This window comes from Polaromonas sp. YR568 (assembly GCF_900116715.1).
Classification (GTDB): Bacteria; Pseudomonadota; Gammaproteobacteria; order Burkholderiales; family Burkholderiaceae_C; genus Polaromonas.
Genome location: NZ_FPBM01000004.1, coordinates 266,587 through 286,855, shown reverse-complemented (window position 1 = coordinate 286,855; position 20,269 = coordinate 266,587). Strand labels below are relative to the sequence as shown.

General features: G+C 65.5%; 19 protein-coding genes. 6 read left to right on the top strand and 13 right to left on the bottom strand.

The features are described 5' to 3' along the window. Positions 1 to 12 precede the first annotated feature (12 nt). Both BM408_RS11350 and BM408_RS11345 read right to left on the bottom strand, forming a co-directional pair. The gene (locus tag BM408_RS11350) at positions 13 to 435 is read right to left on the bottom strand and encodes a VOC family protein (RefSeq protein WP_092129961.1); all 423 of its coding nucleotides are present in this window, start codon (positions 433 to 435) and stop codon (positions 13 to 15) included. Next, positions 432 to 851: a DUF1801 domain-containing protein gene (locus tag BM408_RS11345; RefSeq protein ID WP_092129960.1), complete on the bottom strand. Its 420-nt coding sequence runs from the start codon at positions 849 to 851 to the stop codon at positions 432 to 434. Before BM408_RS11345 ends, BM408_RS11350 begins: the two co-directional genes overlap by 4 nt. A 107-nt stretch (positions 852 to 958) precedes the next feature. Between BM408_RS11345 and BM408_RS11340 the strand changes: the two genes are divergently transcribed. After that, positions 959 to 1,810, top strand: a complete 852-nt coding sequence (locus tag BM408_RS11340; protein ID WP_092129959.1) for a metallophosphoesterase — start codon at positions 959 to 961, stop codon at positions 1,808 to 1,810. Positions 1,811 to 2,111: 301 nt separating this feature from the next. Next, complete coding sequence (locus tag BM408_RS11335) at positions 2,112 to 2,663, top strand: hypothetical protein (RefSeq protein ID WP_092129958.1); 552 nt, start codon at positions 2,112 to 2,114, stop codon at positions 2,661 to 2,663. Positions 2,664 to 2,798: 135 nt separating this feature from the next. On the opposite strand, the gene BM408_RS11330 is transcribed toward BM408_RS11335, so the two are convergent. The 3 genes from BM408_RS11330 to BM408_RS11320 form a co-directional block, all read right to left on the bottom strand. Then, positions 2,799 to 6,500: a GAF domain-containing protein gene (locus BM408_RS11330; RefSeq protein ID WP_092129957.1), complete on the bottom strand. Its 3,702-nt coding sequence runs from the start codon at positions 6,498 to 6,500 to the stop codon at positions 2,799 to 2,801. Positions 6,501 to 6,685: 185 nt separating this feature from the next. Further along, on the bottom strand, positions 6,686 to 7,930 hold the full coding sequence (locus BM408_RS11325) for an ABC transporter substrate-binding protein (protein ID WP_092129956.1): 1,245 nt from the start codon (positions 7,928 to 7,930) through the stop codon (positions 6,686 to 6,688). A gap of 157 nt (positions 7,931 to 8,087) precedes the next feature. Next, positions 8,088 to 9,032, bottom strand: a complete 945-nt coding sequence (locus BM408_RS11320) for a LysR family transcriptional regulator ArgP (protein WP_092129955.1) — start codon at positions 9,030 to 9,032, stop codon at positions 8,088 to 8,090. A gap of 129 nt (positions 9,033 to 9,161) precedes the next feature. On the opposite strand from BM408_RS11320, the gene BM408_RS11315 reads away from it, so the two are divergent. Further along, the gene (locus BM408_RS11315) at positions 9,162 to 10,511 is read left to right on the top strand and encodes a D-amino acid dehydrogenase (protein WP_092129954.1); all 1,350 of its coding nucleotides are present in this window, start codon (positions 9,162 to 9,164) and stop codon (positions 10,509 to 10,511) included. A gap of 17 nt (positions 10,512 to 10,528) precedes the next feature. Here BM408_RS11315 and BM408_RS11310 read toward each other — a convergent pair whose 3' ends face one another. Continuing rightward, positions 10,529 to 11,479 carry a helix-turn-helix transcriptional regulator gene (locus BM408_RS11310; RefSeq protein ID WP_092129953.1) on the bottom strand — a complete coding sequence of 317 codons (951 nt, stop codon included), beginning with the start codon at positions 11,477 to 11,479 and terminating at the stop codon, positions 10,529 to 10,531. Positions 11,480 to 11,593: 114 nt separating this feature from the next. Here BM408_RS11310 and BM408_RS11305 point away from each other — a divergent pair, with 114 nt between their 5' ends. Beyond that, positions 11,594 to 12,124 (top strand): hypothetical protein, encoded by a 531-nt coding sequence (locus BM408_RS11305; RefSeq protein WP_092130085.1) that lies wholly within the window; start codon positions 11,594 to 11,596, stop codon positions 12,122 to 12,124. Positions 12,125 to 12,149: 25 nt separating this feature from the next. After that, positions 12,150 to 12,785: a LysE family translocator gene (locus BM408_RS11300; RefSeq protein WP_092129952.1), complete on the top strand. Its 636-nt coding sequence runs from the start codon at positions 12,150 to 12,152 to the stop codon at positions 12,783 to 12,785. Here the strand turns inward: BM408_RS11300 and BM408_RS11295 are convergent. Beyond that, positions 12,782 to 13,204: a VOC family protein gene (locus BM408_RS11295; RefSeq protein ID WP_092129951.1), complete on the bottom strand. Its 423-nt coding sequence runs from the start codon at positions 13,202 to 13,204 to the stop codon at positions 12,782 to 12,784. The genes BM408_RS11300 and BM408_RS11295 overlap by 4 nt on opposite strands. 92 nt (positions 13,205 to 13,296) lie before the next feature. Between BM408_RS11295 and BM408_RS11290 the strand changes: the two genes are divergently transcribed. Beyond that, positions 13,297 to 13,863 (top strand): flavodoxin family protein, encoded by a 567-nt coding sequence (locus BM408_RS11290; protein ID WP_092129950.1) that lies wholly within the window; start codon positions 13,297 to 13,299, stop codon positions 13,861 to 13,863. Here BM408_RS11290 and BM408_RS11285 read toward each other — a convergent pair. The 6 genes from BM408_RS11285 to BM408_RS11260 are packed head-to-tail and all read right to left on the bottom strand — an operon-like array spanning position 13,860 to position 20,263. Further along, a complete protein-coding gene (locus tag BM408_RS11285; protein ID WP_254774781.1) occupies positions 13,860 to 14,864 on the bottom strand; it encodes a Bug family tripartite tricarboxylate transporter substrate binding protein in 1,005 nt (334 codons plus the stop codon). The two genes, BM408_RS11290 and BM408_RS11285, sit on opposite strands and share 4 nt — an antisense overlap. Before the next feature lie 38 nt (positions 14,865 to 14,902). After that, positions 14,903 to 16,348 carry an amidohydrolase family protein gene (locus BM408_RS11280; RefSeq protein ID WP_092129949.1) on the bottom strand — a complete coding sequence of 482 codons (1,446 nt, stop codon included), beginning with the start codon at positions 16,346 to 16,348 and terminating at the stop codon, positions 14,903 to 14,905. After that, the gene (locus BM408_RS11275) at positions 16,345 to 17,349 is read right to left on the bottom strand and encodes an ABC transporter ATP-binding protein (protein WP_175541759.1); all 1,005 of its coding nucleotides are present in this window, start codon (positions 17,347 to 17,349) and stop codon (positions 16,345 to 16,347) included. The genes BM408_RS11280 and BM408_RS11275 overlap by 4 nt, the downstream gene beginning before the upstream one ends. Next, positions 17,346 to 18,359 carry an ABC transporter ATP-binding protein gene (locus BM408_RS11270; RefSeq protein ID WP_092129947.1) on the bottom strand — a complete coding sequence of 338 codons (1,014 nt, stop codon included), beginning with the start codon at positions 18,357 to 18,359 and terminating at the stop codon, positions 17,346 to 17,348. The genes BM408_RS11275 and BM408_RS11270 overlap by 4 nt, the downstream gene beginning before the upstream one ends. Before the next feature lie 2 nt (positions 18,360 to 18,361). Further along, positions 18,362 to 19,285 (bottom strand): ABC transporter permease, encoded by a 924-nt coding sequence (locus tag BM408_RS11265; protein WP_092129946.1) that lies wholly within the window; start codon positions 19,283 to 19,285, stop codon positions 18,362 to 18,364. Positions 19,286 to 19,294: 9 nt separating this feature from the next. Beyond that, entirely contained in the window at positions 19,295 to 20,263 is a 969-nt protein-coding gene (locus tag BM408_RS11260) for an ABC transporter permease (RefSeq protein ID WP_092130083.1), read from the bottom strand. Between the last annotated feature and the right edge of the window lie 6 nt (positions 20,264 to 20,269).

Genomic DNA, 20,269 nt, shown 5'->3' with positions numbered 1-20,269 from the left:
GGCAAGCCCCGTCTAGTCGGCCAGTTCGAACTGCGGGTTCCACGCCACTTCCCACAGGTGGCCGTCCGGGTCCTGGAAGTAGCCGGCATATCCGCCATAGAAGGTCGCGCCGGCCGGCTTGACGACCACCGCGCCGGCTTTCGCAGCCTGGGCCATCACGGCATCTACCTCTTGCTGCGAAGACACGTTGTGCGCCAGTGAAAACCCCGGCGCGCCCCGCTGCGACAGCGCAAGCCCCGTGTCGTGCGCCAGGCTGGCGCGCGGCCACAAGGCCAGCTTGAGGCCGGGCTGCATATCGATAAAGACCACGGCGCCGTGCTCGAATTCTTCACCGACGATGCCGGGCGTCGCGAGCCCCAGGCCGTCACGGTAAAAGGCCAGTGCGCGCTTCAGGTCGTCAACGCCGAGGGTGATCAGGGTGATGCGAGGTTTCATGACGGTTTCCTGCGGTGATAAGTCAAGGCGGCCTGGATGCAAAACGCCAGCGCCTCGCGCGGCAACGCCTCGCCGGCTTCCAGCACGATGGCGCGGTTGCCGTCGTAGCGCAGCTCGTGCGGGAAGAGCGTGCGAAAAGTGTCCACCAGCGTGGTCTTGCAGTTGAAGTAAAGCGCGTACTGCGAGGGGCTGGACTTGACCGGCCCCAGGCGGATGGTGCTGCCGCTTTTGCTGACGGAGGTAAGGTAGGCCGGCTCGCCCCACTTGAGGGTTTCCTCGATCTCACCGACGCCGGGTGTCGCGGCCGCGGTGTCGAGCACCAGCCGGCGCAGCGCCAGCAGCTTGCGTTGCAGCGCCGGCGGGTAAGACGCAAAGGTGCGCGCGACATCTGCGCTGGGGATTTCTTTTAACGGCAAAAGCGGCTCCTGTGTTGCCCTGCGAGGGGAATCTAGCGCATGACCCCCCGGCGGCGCAACTCCTGCCCGCAAACCTTTACGCAGGTGCCGGATGACACAATGGCCGGGTGAACATCCAGCTCCTCTCCGACCTCCATCTCGAATCCAACCCCCATTTCACCGCGCAGCCGGTGCCCGGCGCCGACGTGCTGGTGCTGGCCGGGGATATCGGCTCCTACCAGCAGGGCTCGCGGCTTGAAGAACTGGGCGTGGCCGACTTCGGGCTGGCGCGGTTTTCGCCCCTGCCGGTGGAGCAAGGCGGCGCGGGCTGGCCGGTGCCGGTGCTCTTTCTGCCGGGCAACCATGAATACGACGGGCTGGACTTCGATGAGACCCACACGCGGCTGCGTGAAACCTGCGAGCGGCTGGGCATGGTCTGGCTGGAGCAAGAGAGCGTGGTGCTGCAAGGCGTGCGTTTTGTGGGCAGCACGCTGTGGACGGACTTTGACGCGCTGAGCGCGGGCGAGCCACAGGACGCGGACATCACGCTGGGCGAGCAGCTCAAGGCGCGTGAAAAAGCCTTTCGCGCGGCCAATTTCTACCTGAGCAAAAACCATTCGTTCCGCGATGGCCAGCCGCTACTGGCTGCCGATGTGCGTGAGCAGGGCCTGAAAAGCCAGGCCTGGCTGCGGCAGGCGCTGGCCGTGCCGTTTGACGGGCCCACCGTGGCGGTGACGCACTTTGCGCCCAGCCTGCTGAGCGCCGACCCGCGCTACGGTCTGGTGCCGGGCACGGCGGGTTTTTGCAATTCACTGGACGAATTGCTGCCGCTGGCCGACCTCTGGCTGCACGGACACCTGCACTGTGCGATTGCTTACACAAGCCGCGGTTGCCGTGTGGTGGCCAACCCGCTGGGTTATGCCCGCAAAGGCGAGCAAGAGGGCTATTTGCCGGATTTGCTGATCAGGGTAGACGCCTAACCCTATTTGGCCTGCCAGCTCCTATTTGACGGGCGCTGGCAGCTACCAAAACCATAGCAAGACGTCACCTCGGCGCCGGCTGCCACGGCCGCCCCGATGTGATGTATTCACCTTTGCGTCTGACTTTTGAACTTCCCGGCTGCGGCGCGACCCAACAGGCATCCGAAAAACCTTCACAAGCGCTTAACAAGGGCAACACTTTGTTCCAATTGTGGGTTTGCGCAGCCCCTGGCTTGCATGTATCTTGCAATAAGGGGTTTGTGCAGGATCTCTTGCACCAAACCCGTACCGGGAGAGCATCATGAAGAGCAATGTGACCTACCTTGGCGCCTGGCTGCTGGCCGTCGGCCTGGCTTTTGGGCTCGCAGTTGCGTCGCCCAGCGATTCCAGCGTGATGGGGCGCCTGCCGGACTTCATGGCGCAAACGCTGTTGCGCCAGCCTGTCACCGTGCCGCAAGGCCTACCTTCTGATCGCACGCTGGCCCTGATCACCTTCCAGCGCGGCAAGCATGCCGAAGTCGAGAGCTGGATCCAGGGTTTGAACCTGCGCAACGACCCTTCCATCACCTGGATGCGCATGCCTGTTGTCAACGATCCCGGCACCCTGACCGGCCGCAGCGAGGTTGAGAACCGGCTGCTTCAGCGCTATACCGCCGACAGGGAAAGAGCCAATCTGGTGCCGGTGTTCACCGACCGCGCCAGCTTTGTGCGCTCCGCGGGCCTCAACGGCACCGACCAGGTCTACGCCGTGGTGGTGAACCGCCAGGGTGAAGTGCTGGCCCGCGTTGAAGGCCAGTTTGACGCCGACAAAGCTCAAACCCTGCGCGAAACGCTGCAGCAACGCAGCTTTTAAGCCCCCACGGTCGCTCACTGCGTGTAGCTTCCTGCCCCCCGAGGGGGCCGCCCGCCCTGCGGCCCGGCAAAGCCGGTTCCGCGGCTCATGCTGGGTTAAGAATTCTTTGAGTACGACCAATCGGTAAGCACGGGCTCACAGCGTCTCCGCGCCGAGCGTGAAATAGAAAGTCGCGCCCTCACCGGGCACGGAGTGCGCCCAAACCTTCCCGCCATGGCGCGCCACGATGCGTTGCACGGTGGCCAGGCCGATGCCGGTGCCGGAAAACTCCGACAGTGAATGAAGGCGCTGGAAAGCGCCAAAGAGTTTTGCGGCGTAGGCCATGTCAAAGCCGGTGCCCTTGTCGCGCACAAAGTAGACGGTTTCACCGTCGTCGTTGACCTCGTGGCCGAAAGTGATGTCGGTGAGCGGCTGCTTGGCGCTGAATTTCCAGGCATTGCCGAGCAGGTTGTCGAGCACCTGCTTGAGCAGCCGCGAATCCCCCACCCCCATCAGGCCGGGTTCGATCTGGATCTGCACCTGCCTCGCGGGCTCGCGCTCGCGCCAGCCGTCGAGCACGGCCGTGGCCAGGGCGCTGAGGTTGACCGGCTCCCAGCGCAGGCTGGAGCGCGACACATGCGCCAGCGTGAGCATGGCGTCGATCAACTCCCCCATCTGCGAGACCCCCGCGCGTATGCGGGCCAGGTAGTGTCGGCTTCGCTCGGTGAGCGGACTGGTTTCGGCCTTGACCATGGCGCGCTCGAGAAGGTCGCTGAAGCCGTCGACCGCGCTCAGCGGGCTGCGCAAATCGTGCGACACCGAATAGGAAAAAGCCTCCAGCTGCTTGTTGGCAAATTCGAGTTGCGCGGTGCGCTGCTGCACCCGCTCTTCCAGGCTGGCGTTAAGCCGCATGATCTCCGCGGCGGCCTGGCGCGCGGCCTCCTGGGCGCGCCGGCGCTCCAGCCGTGCGCGCAGGCTGACGATGCCGAAGGCCAGGTTGTCGGCCAGCTCCTGCAGCAGCTTGATCTCGCCGCCGGTGAAGTGCTGGGCCTCGGCCGAGTAGAGGCACAGCACCCCGAAGCTGCGGGTGCCGTCGCGCAGCGGCAGGCAGATGGCGCTGCGGTAGCCGCGCGCCATGGCCGCCTCGTGCCAGTGAAAGTGGTTGTCGGCGCTGCCGATGTCGCCGCTTTGCTGCGGCTGGCCGCTGCGGATGGCCTGGCCCGCCGGCCCCTGCCCTGTCGCATCGTGGTCGCGCCAGCTCAGGCGTATCGCATCGAGGTAGCCGTCTTCGTCGCCGGCATGCGCCATGGGCCGGATGCTGCCGGCCTCGTCGTCGATGGCGTAGCCCACCCAGGCCATGCGGTAGTCGCCCACATCGACGGCCACCCGGCAGACCTCGGCCAGCAGGGCGGCTTCTTCGTCCAGCCGGTTGATGGCGATGCTGGAGCGGCTGAGCATCTGCAGCGCCCGGTTGGTGCTGGCCAGCGCCAGGTCGGCCAGCTTGCTGTCGGTGATGTCGCGCGCGGTGCCCACCACGCGCTCGAGCACGCCCGAGGCATTGAACACGGGGTAGGAGTGGTCGCGTATCCACCGCATCTTGCCGTCCGGCGACAGGATGCGGTACTCGATGTCGGAAATCTTGCCGGTGCGGTTGCGCTGGCGGGCGAGCTTGAGCAGGGGCTGGTCCTCGGCCACCGCCGCATCGGCATAAGACTTCGGGTCGGCATACAGGCTCTCGCGGCTGCGGCCCCAGATCTTCTCGTAGGCCGGGCTGATGTAGAGCAGGCGGCCGGTGCGCGGGTCCACGTTGTAGAAGACGTCGTTGATGTTTTCAGCCAGCTCGCGAAAACGCGCTTCGCTGCTGATGAGCGCTTCTTCCGCACGCGCGCGCTGCAGCGCGATGCCGGCCAGCCGGGCCGCGATGGCGATCAGCTCCAGGTCGCCGGCCTGGGGCCTGCAGGGATAGGTGCGGTAGATCGCGAAGGTGGCCAGCACCTCGCCGTCTGTCGACACCACGGGCGTGGACCAGCAGGCGCGCAGATTGTTCGTCTGCATCAGCTCGCGGAAGTCCTGCATCAGCGGATCCACCTGGGTGTCTTCCACCACCACCAGCGCATTGCGAAAGGCCGCGCTGCCGCAGGCGCCCACGTTTTCGCCGATCTGCAGGCCTTCGATGGCCTGGTTGTAGCTGTCGGGCAGGCTGGGCGCAGCGCCCAGGTACAGCTTCTGGCCCTTGAGCAGCAGGATGGAGCACAGGCTGTCGGGCGAGCTTTTTTCGATCAGCCGCACCACGGCCTCAAGCGACTGGCGCAGCGGCGCGCTGCCGGCGATCAGCGCAAGCACCTGCTCCTGCGCGAGGGCAAAGTTTTCTGCGGCCTTGAGCTCGGTGATGTCGTTGAACACCACGACGCCGCCCATGAGCGCGCCGCCGGCGTCCTGCAGCGGCCGGGTGCCCATGCGCAGCACCCGGTCTTCGGTGCCGGGCCGGCGAAACAGCACATCCCAGTTGTCGACGCTGACGCCGCGCACCGCCTTGGTCAGGGGCCGCTCGGAATCGGCGTAGGCGGTTTTTCCGTCCAGCATCAGGAGCTGATGGCCGCGCCGCCAGTCGTCAACCTGCATGCCCGCCTCGGGCGCGACGGAAAAGAGCTTGCGCGCCGTGGCATTGAAGAGCAGGAAGCGCCCCTCGGTGTCGGCGGCGATCACGCCCTCATTCATGCTGTTGATGATGAGGTCCAGCAGGCCGCGCTCCTTGTCGACGCGGCCCAGCGCGGCGTCAAGCTCCTGCTGGCGCAGTTGCAGCGACTCGGCCATGCGGTTGAAGGAGGTGCCGATCTGGCCGAGCTCGCCCTGGTAAAGCGGGCCCAGCTTCACGCGTGCATTCATGTTGCCCAGCGCCACCTCGTTGGCTTCCTTCAGGATGGCGTGGGCCGGGTTGACGATCAGCCGGTTGCCCAGCCACCAGGCGCAGGCCACGCCGAACAGCGCCACGGCCAGCAGCACCAGCAGCTCGACAAGCAGGTCGCGGCGGCTGGGCGCCGCGATCATCTCGTGCGGCACGCTGACCGCCACGAAGAGGCCGCTCGCCCCGCCGCCGGACACGGGGGCAACGGCATAGACCCGCGCCAGCCCCTGCGCATCGGCGCCCTGCAATACCGCTTGCTGGCGCCCTTTGACGGCCTGCTGCACCAGCGGGTCGGGGTGCACACGCCCCACCCACGACGGCGACTGCGGTGAAACGGAGAGCACGACACCGTCCCGGTCCAGCACCGTCAGGCGCGCACCGGGCATTGCGGGCATGTCCTCAAACGAGGGCGTCAGGCCCTTGAGCCCCAGCACGGCAAACGCGACGCCTCCGATCTGGCCGCCATCGCTGCGCACCGGCACCGCAAAGCCGACACCCGGCCGCCCGCTGTTGCGGCCCAGGGTGTAGTGCCCCACGGCAAAGCGCTGGCCCGCCATCACCTGCTGAAAGAACAGGCGGTCACTGATGTTGAAGTCGCCGCGTATGCCCTGCGCGTTGCAAAGCAGCTTGCCGTCGGCCGCGGCCAGACCCAGGTTGTTGAACTCGGGGTGCTCGGAATGGAGGTTCTTCAAATGCTGCCCACACAGGCCGGGCGCCGGGCTTTTGATGTGGGGGCTGCTGGCGACGCCGTTGAGCAGCTCGTACACCATGTCGACCGTGCGCTGCTGGCGCGCCGACAGCATGAGGACCTGCGACTGCAGGTTGGCGTTGGCAAGCTGCAGCGCCGCGCGGTAGCTTTGCTCGGCGGAGTAGACAAGCAGGCCGAACACGGGGAGCAGCGCAAGCAGCACCAGTAAAACCAGACGGGTACGCAGTCCCAGCCAACCCAGCATTCCAGTTACCTCGTGCCTTTTCTCTTCACTGCGGCGCGCAGCAGTCTGCGCACCATGTTGGAGTGTGCGGAAAGCACCGGATTTTGTAAATGGATGCGTGGCCCTTTATTGCAGTTTGCCGGTGGGCATGGCGGCCCAAGCAATACTATTGTTTGCTATTACCCGGCGTTGCTCCGTATCGCTCGCTATTGCTTGCGCTGCACAAACAGATTGCGCTTGGCGTCTTCCGGATAGGCAAAGGTGACCGCACCGTTCCTCACCATGCCCATGACCAGCATGTTCTGGGTGGTGGCGTCTTTGTCGAGTTTGCTGAAGGGCTGGTCATAGGTGGCGACCACGCCGTAGTAGGTGCGGCTCTTGCCTTCCAGCGCGGCCTTCACGGCCGGCCCGCCCAGGTTGCCGTCGCGGATGGTGAACAGCGAATACACCAGGATGTAGACCGCGTCATAACCCTGCGCCGCTGCCATGGGCACCGGTATTTTTTTCACATTGAACTTGCGGGCATAGCTGGTCAGGAAAGACGCACGGCGCTCATTGCTCGGCTCGGCGATAAAGGTCTGCGCCATCAGTGCGCCGTCGGCAGCCTCCTTGCCGCCGTCGATAAAAAACGGAAACGACAAAGGCCAGGCGCCGACCTGCGGGACCTTCCAGTTCAGCGCCTGGCGGCCGCGTGCGATCACCGCGTTCTCGGGGCCGACGGTGTAGCTGAACACCACGTTGGCGCCGGCAGCTTTTGCCGCCTTCAACTCTTCACCGAGGTCTTTCACGCCGAGCGGAAAGCGGGCCACGTAAACCGGTTTGAGCTTTTTGGCGTCCAGCGCCTTTTCCACGTCCTGCAGCCCGGCTTCGCCGTAGCCGCTGGTGTCGGCAAACACCGCGACCTTGTCCCAGCCGCGCTTGAGGATGTCGTCCACCACAAACGGCGCCTGGATGGCGTCTTTGGGCGAGGTGCGGAAGATGTAACTCTCGGGGCCAGGATATTTGGCGGTGAGCGGCGAGCCCGTGGCGCACGGAATGATCAAGGGAAGTTTGTTGTCCTGAAAAACGCCCAGTGATTTGGCGGCCACGCCGGTGTTGCAAAAGCCCAGGACGGCGCTGACTTTTTCAGCCACCAGTTCCTGCGACATCTTCAGGCCCACATCGGGGTTCGCCTGGTCGTCCTTGCGAACGATCTCGATTTTGCGGCCGAGGTAGCCACCCACGGCATTGATCTCGTCCACCGCCTGCTGGATGCCGTTGAGCATGGGCACGCCGAAGTCGGCGGACGGCCCGGTGAAGGGGCCGATGACGCCTATCTTCAAGGTATTGGCGCCTTGCGGTTCCGGCGCTGTCTGGCTCGCGGCTGGAAAGGCTGCGGCCAATGTTGCGGCTGTGAAGATGAGCGATGCGAAGCAGCGAATGCCCGCGGGGCGGGGCGTTTTTTTGAACATGGTTGTCTCCTGTACCGCCCGCAGGATAGGCAGGGCGGTGCCGCGGCCGCGCCAGGTTTTCCCCTAGAAACGGGCGCAGAGTCAGCCCGCCGTCAGGGGGCGAACAGTCAACCGATGTTCCGGCAGCGCCTTGCCGGAGCGCTACGACAGCAAAGGGTCAGGGAACCAGCGACTGCGCCGCCGACTGCTTGAGCGCCGCCGTGAGCGCATCCAGCACTTCGGACTCCAGGTTCCAGCAATGCCAGTAGAGCTGGATGGGCAGGGTGTAGCTGGGCGCCACGTTCACGAGCTGGTTCCCGTCAATCAGGCCTTGCGCCAGAAGGCGCGGCACCACGCTGACGCCCCAGCCTGCCAGCACGGCTCTCACCATGCCTTCGGATGAGGGCACAAACAACTGGTTCAGGGTGACGCGCTTCAAGCCAAAGGCCTTGCTCACAAAGTCGACCGGCAACTCGTCCTTGCGGTTGAAGGCGATGAAGGGCACATCGCGGAAGTTGTATTGCGTCAACGCGGGCGGTGCTTCCTTGTCGGCGGCGCCGTCGCGCAGGCCCAGCCGTTTTTGCGCAAATTCAGGCGTGGCCACTGCGATGTATTGCATTGCGCCCAGCGGCTCCACCTTGCAGCCGCGCAGCGCCTGCTTGAGCGTGGTGACGCAGCCCAGCACCTGGCCTTCACGCAGCCATTCGTGGGTGAAGTTCTGGTCGTCGTGGATGATCTCCATGGGCAGGCCCTGCTGGGCCAGCTCGGTCAGCGCCGGCAAGGCCCAGGTGGCGATGCTGTCGGCGTTGATGGCAATCGAGATGCGCTCTTCCTCGCGCGCGCCGCCCAGCGAGCTGGGCGCGAGCTCTTTCAAGTCCCGTTCGAGGTCGGCGCGCAGCAGGCGCAGCATCTTGGTGTGTTTGAGCAACAGCTGCCCGGCGGAGGTAGGCTTGAGCGGGCGGCTGCGCACAATGAGCACGGTGCCGACCTGGGCCTCCAGCGCGCGCAGGCGCTGCGACACCGCAGACTGGGTGATGGAAAGGCGCTGGGCGGCGCGCTCAAAACCGCCCTCTTCCACGATGGCGGCCAGGCACTCTAATGCATCAGGATCAAAAGTACTCATCCCGTATCCCCTATTTGTTGTCTTTGTTTACTGGCTCTATTAGCCGTACTGATGTTTTCACTGAGAGTTTAATTTTTCTATTAATTGAAAGCAACATCCTTCACACTTGATCCTTAAAGGGGTTTTGGCATGAAAGTCGTCGTTTTGGGGGCAGGCATCATTGGCGTGAGCACCGCCTGGCATCTGCTGGAGCGGGGCCATGAGGTGACCGTGGTCGACCGGCAGCCCGAGGCGGCGCTGGAAACCAGTTTTGGCAATGCGGCGCAGATTTCCGTCAGCTATTGTGAGCCCTGGGCCAACAAGGACGCCCCGCTCAAGGCCCTGAAATGGATGTTCCGCGACGACGCGCCGCTGCTGTTCCGGCCGCAGCTGCCCTTCGGTGAAGGCTGGCAGCAGTGGCGCTGGGGCCTGCAGTTTCTGGCGCAATGCAACGACGAGGCTTTCGAGCGCAATGTGCAGCAACTGGTGGCGCTGGGAGCCTACAGCCACGCAGCGCTTAAGGACGTGGTGGAGTCCACCGGCATTGAATACAACCGGCTTGAGCGCGGCATCGCGCACTACTTCACCGACCAGAAAACCTTTGACACCGCCGGCGAGGCTGCGGCCCTGATGCGCAAATACGGTGTGGCGCGCCGCGTGGTGAGCACCGCCGAGCTGCTGGCGATTGAGCCGGCCTTCAAATCCTTTGCGCACCGCATCGTGGGCGGCACCTACACCGCCAGCGACGAAAGCGGCGACGCCCGCGTGTTCACCCAGGCACTGGCGCAGCGCTGCGCCGACCGGGGTGCGCGCTTTCTGTTTGGGCATGACGTGGTGCGGCTGGAGAAAGCCGGCGGCGCGATCGAGTCGGTCGCCATCCGGCCGCGCTCCATCCGGGGCGAGAACGAAAGCCTGGCCTATCTGAAGGCCGATGAAGTGGTTGTGGCCTGCGGCTCTTACACAGCGCCCCTGCTGCGCACCGTGGGCGTCGACTTGCCGATTTACCCCGGCAAGGGCTACAGCGCCACCTTCAAATTGCTCAAGCCCAGCCAGGCGCCTTTTGTCAGCACCATCGACGATGAAGTGAAGTGCGCCATGAGCCGGCTGGGCGACAAGTTGCGTGTGGCCGGCACCATCGAGGTCGGCGGTTACGACCTCTCGCTGGACACGCCGCTGGCCAAGGCCCGCTGCAAGATGCTGGCCGACCGCATTGAAGAAGTGCTGCCGGGCGTGTGCGACACGCGCCTTGAAGAGCAAGGCGGCTCGCCGCATTTCTGGACCGGCTTGCGCCCCGCAACGCCCACCAATATTCCCTACATCGGCAAGACCAGGATCGGCCGCCTGTGGGTCAATGCCGGGCACGGCACGCTGGGCTGGACGCACGGCGCGGGTTCGGGCAAGGCCATGGCCGAGCTGATCAGCGGCGAAGTGCCGGCCATGGACTTCGGCTTCTACGGCCTGGACCGCGCGCGGGGCAAGCTGCAAACCAGCGCGGCCTGAGCGCCGCCAAGCGGTTTTCAGGCGGCGTGCTGCGCCAGCGTGCGCTGGGCGTGCTCGCGCAAAGCAACCCGCAGCTCAGCGGGTTCCTGCACATCAAACGAAAAAGACAGACGCATCAGCTGCCGCGCGAACCAGCCGAGGTGATCGGTCTGGCTGTGCAGCAGCACACCGTCTTCGCTGGGCTGGAAGACGCCCACGCTATCGGGCAGCTCCATTTGCGCGGTCTGCAAATCGGTGTGAAGCAAGAGGCGCACGGTGTTGCTGCGCGGCATGGTGGCCAGGCCCAGCGCCAGATGCTGCACGGCGTCAAAGTCGGCCGGCGGCGTGAACACCACATTGAGCGGCCGCACGTCCTGCACCCGGTCCAGCCGGAATGAACGCAGCGCGCCGCGCAAATGGCACCAGCCCGCCGCATACCAACGGCCGCGGCGAAACACCAGGCCGTAGGCGTCGAAGTCGCGCTCGGTCACATCGCCTTCGGCCGAGCGGTAAGCCATGTGCACACGCTGCCAGCCGTGCGCGGCAATGCTGAGCGCCAACAGGGCCGTGTTGTCGCCGGGCGCGTCGGCCTGGCGCATGTCCAGCGTCACGGTTTCGCCCAGCGCGCGGATGCGGTTTTTCAGGTTGTGGGGCATCACCCGCTCCAGCTTGGCCTGGGCGCTTTGTGCGGCGGGTGCAGCCTCAGCCAGGCCCAGGCCGCGCGCGGCCAGCAGCCCCAGGGACAAGGCCAGGGCTTCGTCGTCGGTGAACATCATGGGCGGCAGCTTGAAGCCGGCCACCAGGCTGTAGCAGCCGTAACGGCCGCGCTCGGCCACAACCGGGATGCCGAGTTGCTCCAGCTTGGCGATGTAACGGCGCAGCGTGCGGCCGTCGACCTCCAGCCGGCGGGCCAGCTCGGCGCCGCTCAGCCGCCCGTGGGACTGCAGCAATTCAAGCACCGTGAGCACACGTGTAGTCGGGGAATACATGGTGGAAAAGTCTATCCCTTAATTAGGGCCGAAACCGCCCTATTACGTTTTTAGACTGCTTTTACCGCCAACCACCCGGGGCGCCAAAAGCGCTTTCAACCCATGACCACCTCCATGACGACTTCCCTGCCCAAAACCCTGGACCTGTCACATATCCATGACGGCAACGACGGCCGCCACGACTTCAACTTCATCACCGGGCGCTGGCTGGTCAGCAACGAGCGCCTGAAAAAGCGGCTGCAAGGCTGCACAGACTGGGAACGTTTTGAAGCGGTGCAGGACGGTGCGCTGCTGCTGGGCGGGCTGGGCAACATGAATGACCTGGTCACGGAGGACAAGGGAAACATCGGCATGGCCTTGCGTTTTTTCAACCCGCAAGACCGGCTGTGGAGCATCTACTGGGTGAGCCAGAGCGACGGCTTGCTGCAGCCGCCGGTGGTGGGCGCGTTTGCTGACGGTGTGGGCCGCTTTGAAGGCAATGACAGCCACGAAGGCCGGCCGGTGCGGGTGCGCTTTACCTGGTCGGGCATCACGCCCGGCAGCGCGCGCTGGGAGCAGGCGTTTTCGGTGGACGGCGGCCGCCACTGGGAAACCAACTGGGTGATGAAGCTGACCCGGCCCGCCTATCACGTGGCGCACCACTGAATCACCGGCAAAGGCGCATCACACCATGGACCAGTTCGCCCATCTCTGGCTGTTTTTCCTGATGGTGCTGGGCATCATCATCCTGCCCGGCATGGACATGGCGTTCGTGATGGCCAGCTCGCTGACGGGCGGGCGGCGCTATGGGCTCTTTGCCGTGGGCGGCATCGTGGCCGGCGGTATTTGCCACGTTGTGGCCGGGGCGCTCGGCTTGGGCATCTTGCTGCAACTTGTGCCGGGCATGGTGAATGTGATGCTGCTGGCGGGCAGCCTTTACATCGCGTGGATTGGCTGGTCGCTCACGCGCAGCACCTCTGTTTTCGGCGCCCTGCCCGACATAGAGGAGCAGTCGCCATGGCGGACCTTCCGGCAGGCTGCGCTGACCTGTTTGCTCAACCCGAAAGCCTATCTGTTCATGCTGGCGATCTTTCCGCAGTTCCTGCGGCTTGAGTACGGCTCGCTCTGGGTGCAGGCTGCGGCGCTGGGCTTCATCATCGCGGTCACGCAGGCCGGCGTGTATGGCTCACTGGCGCTGGCCGCTGCCGGCGCACGCCAGTGGCTGGCAGACCGGCCTGGCGCCAGCGTGGCGATGGCGCGGACTGTTGGCGCGGTGCTGATTCTTTGCGCCGCCTTCACCGCCTGGCAGGGCTGGCGGCAGTTCTAGGGTTTGTAGCCGGCGGGCCAAGCCGGCCCCTTTAACTCCACGGTGTTGCCTTCGGGGTCGTTGAGGTAAATCGACGGCCCTTCACCTTCGGCGCCGTAACGCGACTCCACCTTGCCCGCCTCCACACCATGGGCCGCCAGGTGGCGGTGAATGGACTCGGCATCGAAGGGCTCCACGCGAAAACAGAAATGGTCGACGTTGCGCGCCTCCTTGCCGGGCGCCGCCCCGCCGGCCCGGCCCAACTTGCCGTCCACCGGCACCAGATCAACCAGCGAGCTGCCGGCACGCAGCTGCACCAGTCCGATCTCGTCCTGCCGGCGCTCGACGGTGCAGCCCAGCACCTGGGTGTAAAACTTTATCATCGCGTCCAGGCTCACCACCCGAAGGACGATATGGTCAATGTCGCGGATATGGATCATGGGAAGCGGCTCACAAAAGAGTTTGTCGATGAATTCATTCTGGCATGCGAGCCCCAACCCCGCGCGAGCAAAGACCGGCGGCTGCCGCTACCATGGCCGCCATGAATGCCAACCCTCGATTTCTCTTTCTCACCACCTCCACCCGTGAACCCGGCGCGCTGGGCAACACCGAATGGCTGGCGCAGCAAGCGGCTGCCGCATTGCCGGCCGGCACACCGCAAACCTGGCATCACCTGTCACGCCTGCAACTGCCGCCCTTTGTGGACCAGCGCCACACCAGCGGCAAATACGACATGCCGAACGGCGACATGAAGACCCTGCTGGATGCCACCATGGACGCCACCGACATCGTGTTTGTGGCGCCGGTGTACTGGTACAGCATCCCCGCGCCGCTGAAGATTTACCTGGATCACTGGAGCGCCTGGATGCGTGTGCCCGGCCTGCCCTTCAAGGAAGAGATGGCCAAAAAGACGCTGCGGCTGATCACCACCAGCGGCGACCGCACCAAGGCGCAGCCCATGGTGGACTCGATCCGGCTGTGCGCACAGTTCATGGCCATGAACTACGGCGGCGAGCTGTGGGGCAAGGGCGGGCCGCCCGATGCGGTCAAGGCCGATACGGCGGCCGTGGCGCAGGCCGCGGGCTTTCTGGCGGCCTAACCGCCCGCCTTCATCGTGGCGGGTGCAATGCTCTGCACGCGCTTGACCTCGTCGCGAATTCGCTGCGAGAGCCCTTGCGGCGTGCTCCCCTGGGCATCCACACCGGCCTTCTGCAGCTTTTGCCATACGGCCGGTTCGCGCAAGACCTCATTGAGTTCCTTGTTCAGACGCGCCGTGATGGCCGGCGGCATTTTGGCAGGGCCGAAGAGCGCGTTCCACAGGCTGATGTCGTAGCCCTTGAGCGCCGGTGTTTCCGACAAGGAAGGGATCTGCGGCGCCGCGCGGGAACGGCCCTGCGTGGTCACGCCCAGCGCCACCATCTTGCCCGTCTCGATATGCGGCAAGGCCGTGGGCGTCATGAAAAACGCCAGTTCGATATTGCCGCCTGCCACGTCAATCGCCATCTGCGCCGCGCCACGGTAAGGCACATGGCTGATTTTGGTGCCGGCCTTCTGGTTGAGCAGTTCGCCCGCCACATTGAGGATGGTGCCTACGCCGGAGGAGGCATAACTCAGCGCATTCGGGTCGCGCCTGGCTTTGTCCAGCGCTTCGGCCGCGGTCTTGAGCCCGGACCTGGGGCTGGCCACCAGCACCATGGGCACATCACCGACCAGGCCGATAGGCGTGAAATCAGTTTCGCCGTTGTATTTGACGGCGGGGTTGAACAGCCGGGCAATGGACACCTCGCTGCCCGAAGCCATGAAGAGGGTGTAGCCGTCGGGCGCGGCGTTGACCACCTTCTGGCCCGCGATGGTGCCGCCGGCGCCACTCAGGTTTTCGATCACGACCGGCGTCCCCAGGCGCTTGCCCAAAGGCTCGGCAACGGTGCGCGCAATCATGTCGGCGCTGCCGCCGGCCGGAAAGCCCACGACCATGGTGATCGGCTTCGCGGTGGGCCAGCCCTGGGCCTGTGCCAGCGGACTGGCGAGGCCGCACAGCAGGCCGGTGGCCACGGCCGCGGCGGAAAGAAACTGTCGCTTGGGAAGACGGAGGTAGCTCACATGAAATCCTGGTTTAAATAGATCGAACAGCCGCCACTTCAATAGTGGCTGGCATTCCACAGGCGCGCGGGCGACTGCGTCAGGTGGCGCAGGCCGCTGCGGTCCAGCATGCGTTCGCTGGCTTCCTGCACTTCTTCCAGAATCTCATTCTGGTTGACGGACAGCACCTTGTAGTCTTCCATCAGGATGCGCCCGTTCACGATGGTGGCGCACACGTCAGCCGCGTTGGCAAAACAGGTGACGCGGTAGACCGGCATGTTCAGCGGCATCAGGTGGGGCTTGAAGAGGTCCACCAGAATGATGTCGGCCTTCTTGCCGGCCTCCAGCGAGCCGATCTCGTGGTCCATCGACAGCGCGCGCGCCGCGTCAATGGTCACCATCTCCAGCACCTTGCCGTGCGGCAGCACGCCCGCGTCGCGGAAATGCCGGCGGTGGTAGTGCATGCACTGGAACATGTGGCGGAACATGTCGTAGCCGCGGTCGGGCGCCGAGCCGTCGGAGCCGATGGCCACGATGACGCCCGCATCGATGAGCTCGGGCACCGGGCAGCGCCCGCGTATCGACATCACCGCGCTCGGGTTGTGCACGATGCGGGTATTGGTGTCGCGCGTCACCGCGATGTCTTCTTCGTTCAGGTCGATGCTGTGCGACATGAAGGACGTGGGGCCCAGCAGGCCCAGTTCCTTGTGCGCCAGGGCCAGCGTGCCGGTGCGGTGGCCGTCCTGTGTGAAGGTCAGGCCGCGCTCTTTGGCCAGGCTGAAGTAGTCGCGCGCCTGCTTGTGAAAGAGCTCGCGCACCGTCTCATGCTCGGGCTCGTGCATGGGCGCGAACACCGGCAAGGTGACGGCAATGTTGAGGCGGCCATCGGCCCGGCCATGGTTGGCGTCGATGATGGACTTGCAGACATCCAGCATGGTCTCGGCATCAATATCGCGCGAGGTCGGCGGCTCGGTGGCCCAGTCCACATAACGCTTGGGCGCCGAGGGCCGCGAAGGGCCGACGGCCACCACAGAGCGCGTTCCGGCGCGCTCGACCGCATCGCAATGCGCCCTGGCGTACTTGGGGTCGTCCACACGCATGATGGAGTCGCCGCCGCCGAACAGCGACACGCCGGTGGTCACGCCGGCCTTGAGACGCTCCAGCGAGGTCATGGCCGACTCGGCGCGCCAGAACTGCTCGTCCGACGCCGAGGTGTAAATCACCGCGCAGGCATCCATCCAGGCGCCCGGGTCGCCCGCGCCCATGGTGCGCAGCATGCCGTGGCCGGCATGGGCATGGCTGTCGATCAGGCCGGGCAGCACGGCTTTGCGGTGGGCGTTGATGGTTTTGGCGGCGCTGTAGCGCGCACGCAATTCGGCGGTGGTGCCGACGGCGACGATGCGGTCGCCCTTGACCGCGACGGCGCCGTCTTCGATCACGCGGCGCTGGGCGTCCACGGTGATCACGGTGCCGTGTTCGATCAGGATATCTATCTGTTCAGTCATGCGGGAACTCCGGAAGCTAGGTGAGAGGATAAAGCGGCGCCCCGGGCCGCAGCCTGGGGCATGAAACGAACGGCCTGGCCGGCGGCCTCGACGGCGTGGCAGGCCACGGACGCGCCGTTGGCGACGGGCCTGAGCGCCGGCGCCTCGCGGCGGCAGACGTCCATGGCCGCCGGGCAGCGCGGGTGAAAGGTGCAGCCGGGCGGCGGCGCCAGCGGACTGGGCAACTCGCCGGCCGGCACGGCCACGGCACGCCGGCCCTGGCCTATGCGCGGAATGGCTTCGAGTAGAAGCTGGGTGTAGGGATGGCGCGGCGCGGCAAACAATTCGGCCGTGGGGGCGACCTCCACCAGGCGGCCCAGGTACATCACGCCGATCATCGAAGACACAAAACGCACCACGGCCAGGTTGTGGCTGATGAAGAGGCTGGTCAGGCCTTCTTCCTTTTCCAGGCGCTTGAGCAGGTTGAGGATTTGCGCCTGCACCGAGACGTCGAGCGCGGAGGTCGGTTCATCGCACACCAGAAAGCTTGGCTCGCCGGCCAGCGCACGGGCAATCGACACACGCTGCCGCTGGCCGCCTGAAAACTCATGCGGAAACTTGGCGGTGTCGGCCGCCGCCAGCCCAACGCGCACCAGCAAGTCCTCGACGCGTTGCTTGACCTCTGCGCGCGGCCGCAAATTCTGGAAGGTGATGGGTTCGGCAATCGCATCGCCGACGCGCCAGCGCGGGTTCAGCGAGGCGTACGGGTCCTGGAAGATCATCTGCGTGCGCTGCACGCGGCCGCCTGCCGGCGCGGCAAAGTCGAGGCTGCCGGCGCTGGGTTTGTCCAGCCCCGCCATGACGCGGGCCAGCGTGGTCTTGCCGCAGCCGGACTCGCCGACCAGGCTGAAGGTAGTGCCGGCCGGTATCTCAAAACTCACGTTGTCGACGGCGCGCACCGTGCGGCCCTGCGCCTTGAATTCGCGCGACAGGTTTTTGACGCTGAGGTAAGGGCTGCTCATAGGGCCTCCGCCATCGCGGTGTGCTGCTGGGGATGCCAGCAGGCCACCAGCGCATCCGCCTCGCGGTGCGGCACGGGCTGGGTGCTGACACATTGTGCGCTTACATGCGCACAACGGGGGTGAAATGCGCAGCCCGTGGGCCTTGACGCCAGGCGCGGCATGGCGCCGTCGATTTGCTGCAGCCACTGGGCATCGCTGTCCACCGGCGGGATGGAGCCCATCAGCCCCCGTGTGTAGGGGTGGCGCGGCCGGTTGACGATCTGGTCGACCGGGCCGGTCTCGGCGATATGGCCGGCGTACATGACGGCGACGCGGTCGGCGTTCTCGGAGATCACACCCATGTCGTGCGTGACCAGCAGCACGGCGGTGCCGCGCTCCCGGCATTGGGTGCGCAGCAGCTCCAGCACCTGGGCCTGCACCGACACATCAAGCGCGGTGGTGGGCTCGTCGGCAATCACCAGGTCGGGCTCGGCGCACAGGGCCAGCGCGATCACGATGCGCTGGCGCATGCCGCCCGAGAACTGGTGCGGGTAAGCGTCCACCCGTTCGGCCGGCGAAGGAATGCCGACTTGCCGCAGCCAGCCGATGGCACGCTCGCGCGCCTCCTCACCGGTCAGCGGCAGATGGGTGCGCATGGTTTCGGTGAGCTGGTCGCCGACGGTGAGCAGCGGGTTCAGGCTCAGCAAAGGGTCCTGGAAGATCGCGGCGATGCGCCTGCCGCGCAGCTTGCGCATCTGTGAGGCGGGCAGCGCGTGGATGGGTTTGCCGTCAAAAATGATTTCACCGGCGGCGATGTGGGCCGGCGCATCGAGCAGGCCCAGCACGGCCATGCCGGTCAGCGACTTCCCGGCGCCGGATTCACCGACAAAGCCGAGGATCTCACCACGGGCAATCTCAAAACTCACATCGTCAAGCGCGAGCAGCGGGCCATGGCGCGTCGGTATCTGCACACGCAGGCCGCGCACCGACAGCAAAGGCGCAGTCGCGGAAGAGGCATTGAAAGTGGTCATGGTTATTTCAATCGCGGGTTGAGCGCGTCGCGCAGCCAGTCGCCGAACAGGTTGACGCTGAGCACCAGGCCGACCAGCAGCAGGCCCGGTAGCACAGTGATCCACCACTCGCCCGAAAACAGCACCTCGTTGCCCAGGCGGATCAGCGTGCCCAGCGAGGGCGAGGTGGCCGGCACGCCCAGGCCCAGAAAGCTCAGGGTCGCCTCGGTCAGCACCGCCAGGCCGATGGACAGCGTGGCGATGACCAGCACCGGGCTCAGGATGTTGGGCAGCACATGGCGAAACAGGATGCGCGCGCGGCCCATGCCGATCAGCCGCACGGCATTCACATAGTCCTTGTCTTTTTCGATCATGGTGACGCCGCGCACCGTGCGCGCGTACTGCACCCAGTTGGCCAGCGCAATCGCCACCACCACGATCAGCAACGAGAGCTGCTCATGCACGGCGCGCGGCAGCACGGTGCGCGAGAGCCCGTCAATGAGCAGCGCCACCAGGATGGCCGGGAAGCTCAGCTGCACATCGGCAGCACGCATGATGAGGTTGTCGATGCGGCCGCCCACATAACCAGCCACCAGGCCCAGCGTGACGCCCACCACCAGCGACAGCAAGGTAGAGGCCACGCCGACCAGCAGCGACATGCGCAAGCCGTAGAGCATGACGGAGACCATGTCGCGCCCCTGGCCGTCGGTGCCGAACAGGTACTTGAGTTGGCCGCCCTCAACCCAGGCGGGCGGCAAGCGGGCGTCCATCAGGTCCAGCGCCGCGAGGTCAAACGGGTTTTGCGGCGCCAGCAAGGGGGCCAGCACGGCCATGCCCAGGTAGGCCAGCAGCACCAGCGCGGAGATCCAGGCCTCGGGCGAGCGGCCCAGGCTCCAGGCCAGGTCAGAGTGGCGCCAGCGGCGCGCGGTCAGCATCAGGGTTTTCATGCCGTGTCCTCAGCGCTGTGCGCGCAGGCGCGGGTCCACCGCGAAGTACAGAAGATCGACCACCGTGTTGATCACGACAAACAGCAGCGCGATCAGCAGCAGGTAGGCGGCAATCACCGGCACATCGCCGAAGCTGATGGCCTGGATGATCAGCAAGCCCAGGCCGGGCCACTGAAACACCGTCTCGGTGATGATGGAGAACGCGATCATGGAGCCCAGCTGCAGGCCAGCGACGGTGATGATGGGAATCAGCGTGTTGCGCAGCGCGTGGCGGTAGTTGATGGAGCGCTCACGCAGGCCGCGGGCGCGCGCGAACTTGATGTATTCGCTGCGTAGCACTTCCATCATCTGTGTGCGCGTCAGCCGCATGAAAAGCGTGAGCTGGAACAAGGCCAGCGTGATGGCCGGCATCAGCAAAGACTTCCAGCCGCTGGCCGTCAGGAAGCCGGTGCTCCACACGCCCAGCATGACGGTGTCGCCCCGGCCGAAGGACGGCAGCCAGTTCAGGTAGATCGAAAAAATCAGGATCAGGATGATGCCGGTGACAAAGGACGGCACCGAGATGCCGACCAGTGAGACTACCTGCAGCCCGCGCGTCAATAGGGAGCGCGGCTTGAGCCCCGCATAGACACCCATGGGTATGCCCACACCCAGGGCCAGCACGGCGGCCACCAGGCTGAGCTCCAGCGTGGCCGGCAGGCGGCTGGCGATCACGCGTGAGACCGGTTCGATGTTGCGGTAGGACACGCCGAATTCGCCCTGCACCGCGCGGCCCACAAACTTGAGGTATTGCAGCGGCAAGGGCTGGTCCAGCCCCAGCGAGCGGCGCATGGCGTCGCGCTCGTTCACCGTGGCGTTTTCCCCGACCAGGTTGCTCACCGGGTCGCCGATGAAGTTGAACAGGGAAAACGACAGCATGGACACCAGCACCATGACCACGGCCGCGTTGGCCAGGCGTCCCAGAAGAAAGCGCAGCATCATGAT

Bases quoted from the DNA above. Each gene is read 5' to 3' on its own strand.
- BM408_RS11260 (WP_092130083.1), bottom strand. From the start codon at position 20,263: ATGCTGCGCTTTCTTCTGGGACGCCTGGCCAACGCGGCCGTGGTCATG.
- BM408_RS11325 (WP_092129956.1), bottom strand. From the start codon at position 7,930: ATGTTCAAAAAAACGCCCCGCCCCGCGGGCATTCGCTGCTTCGCATCG.
- BM408_RS11290 (WP_092129950.1), top strand. From the start codon at position 13,297: ATGGCCGCCATGAATGCCAACCCTCGATTTCTCTTTCTCACCACCTCC.
- BM408_RS11265 (WP_092129946.1), bottom strand. From the start codon at position 19,285: ATGAAAACCCTGATGCTGACCGCGCGCCGCTGGCGCCACTCTGACCTG.
- BM408_RS11335 (WP_092129958.1), top strand. From the start codon at position 2,112: ATGAAGAGCAATGTGACCTACCTTGGCGCCTGGCTGCTGGCCGTCGGC.
- BM408_RS11270 (WP_092129947.1), bottom strand. From the start codon at position 18,359: ATGACCACTTTCAATGCCTCTTCCGCGACTGCGCCTTTGCTGTCGGTG.
- BM408_RS11330 (WP_092129957.1), bottom strand. From the start codon at position 6,500: ATGCTGGGTTGGCTGGGACTGCGTACCCGTCTGGTTTTACTGGTGCTG.
- BM408_RS11295 (WP_092129951.1), bottom strand. From the start codon at position 13,204: ATGATCCATATCCGCGACATTGACCATATCGTCCTTCGGGTGGTGAGC.
- BM408_RS11275 (WP_175541759.1), bottom strand. From the start codon at position 17,349: ATGAGCAGCCCTTACCTCAGCGTCAAAAACCTGTCGCGCGAATTCAAG.
- BM408_RS11300 (WP_092129952.1), top strand. From the start codon at position 12,150: ATGGACCAGTTCGCCCATCTCTGGCTGTTTTTCCTGATGGTGCTGGGC.
- BM408_RS11315 (WP_092129954.1), top strand. From the start codon at position 9,162: ATGAAAGTCGTCGTTTTGGGGGCAGGCATCATTGGCGTGAGCACCGCC.
- BM408_RS11310 (WP_092129953.1), bottom strand. From the start codon at position 11,479: ATGTATTCCCCGACTACACGTGTGCTCACGGTGCTTGAATTGCTGCAG.
- BM408_RS11350 (WP_092129961.1), bottom strand. From the start codon at position 435: ATGAAACCTCGCATCACCCTGATCACCCTCGGCGTTGACGACCTGAAG.
- BM408_RS11280 (WP_092129949.1), bottom strand. From the start codon at position 16,348: ATGACTGAACAGATAGATATCCTGATCGAACACGGCACCGTGATCACC.
- BM408_RS11320 (WP_092129955.1), bottom strand. From the start codon at position 9,032: ATGAGTACTTTTGATCCTGATGCATTAGAGTGCCTGGCCGCCATCGTG.
- BM408_RS11305 (WP_092130085.1), top strand. From the start codon at position 11,594: ATGACGACTTCCCTGCCCAAAACCCTGGACCTGTCACATATCCATGAC.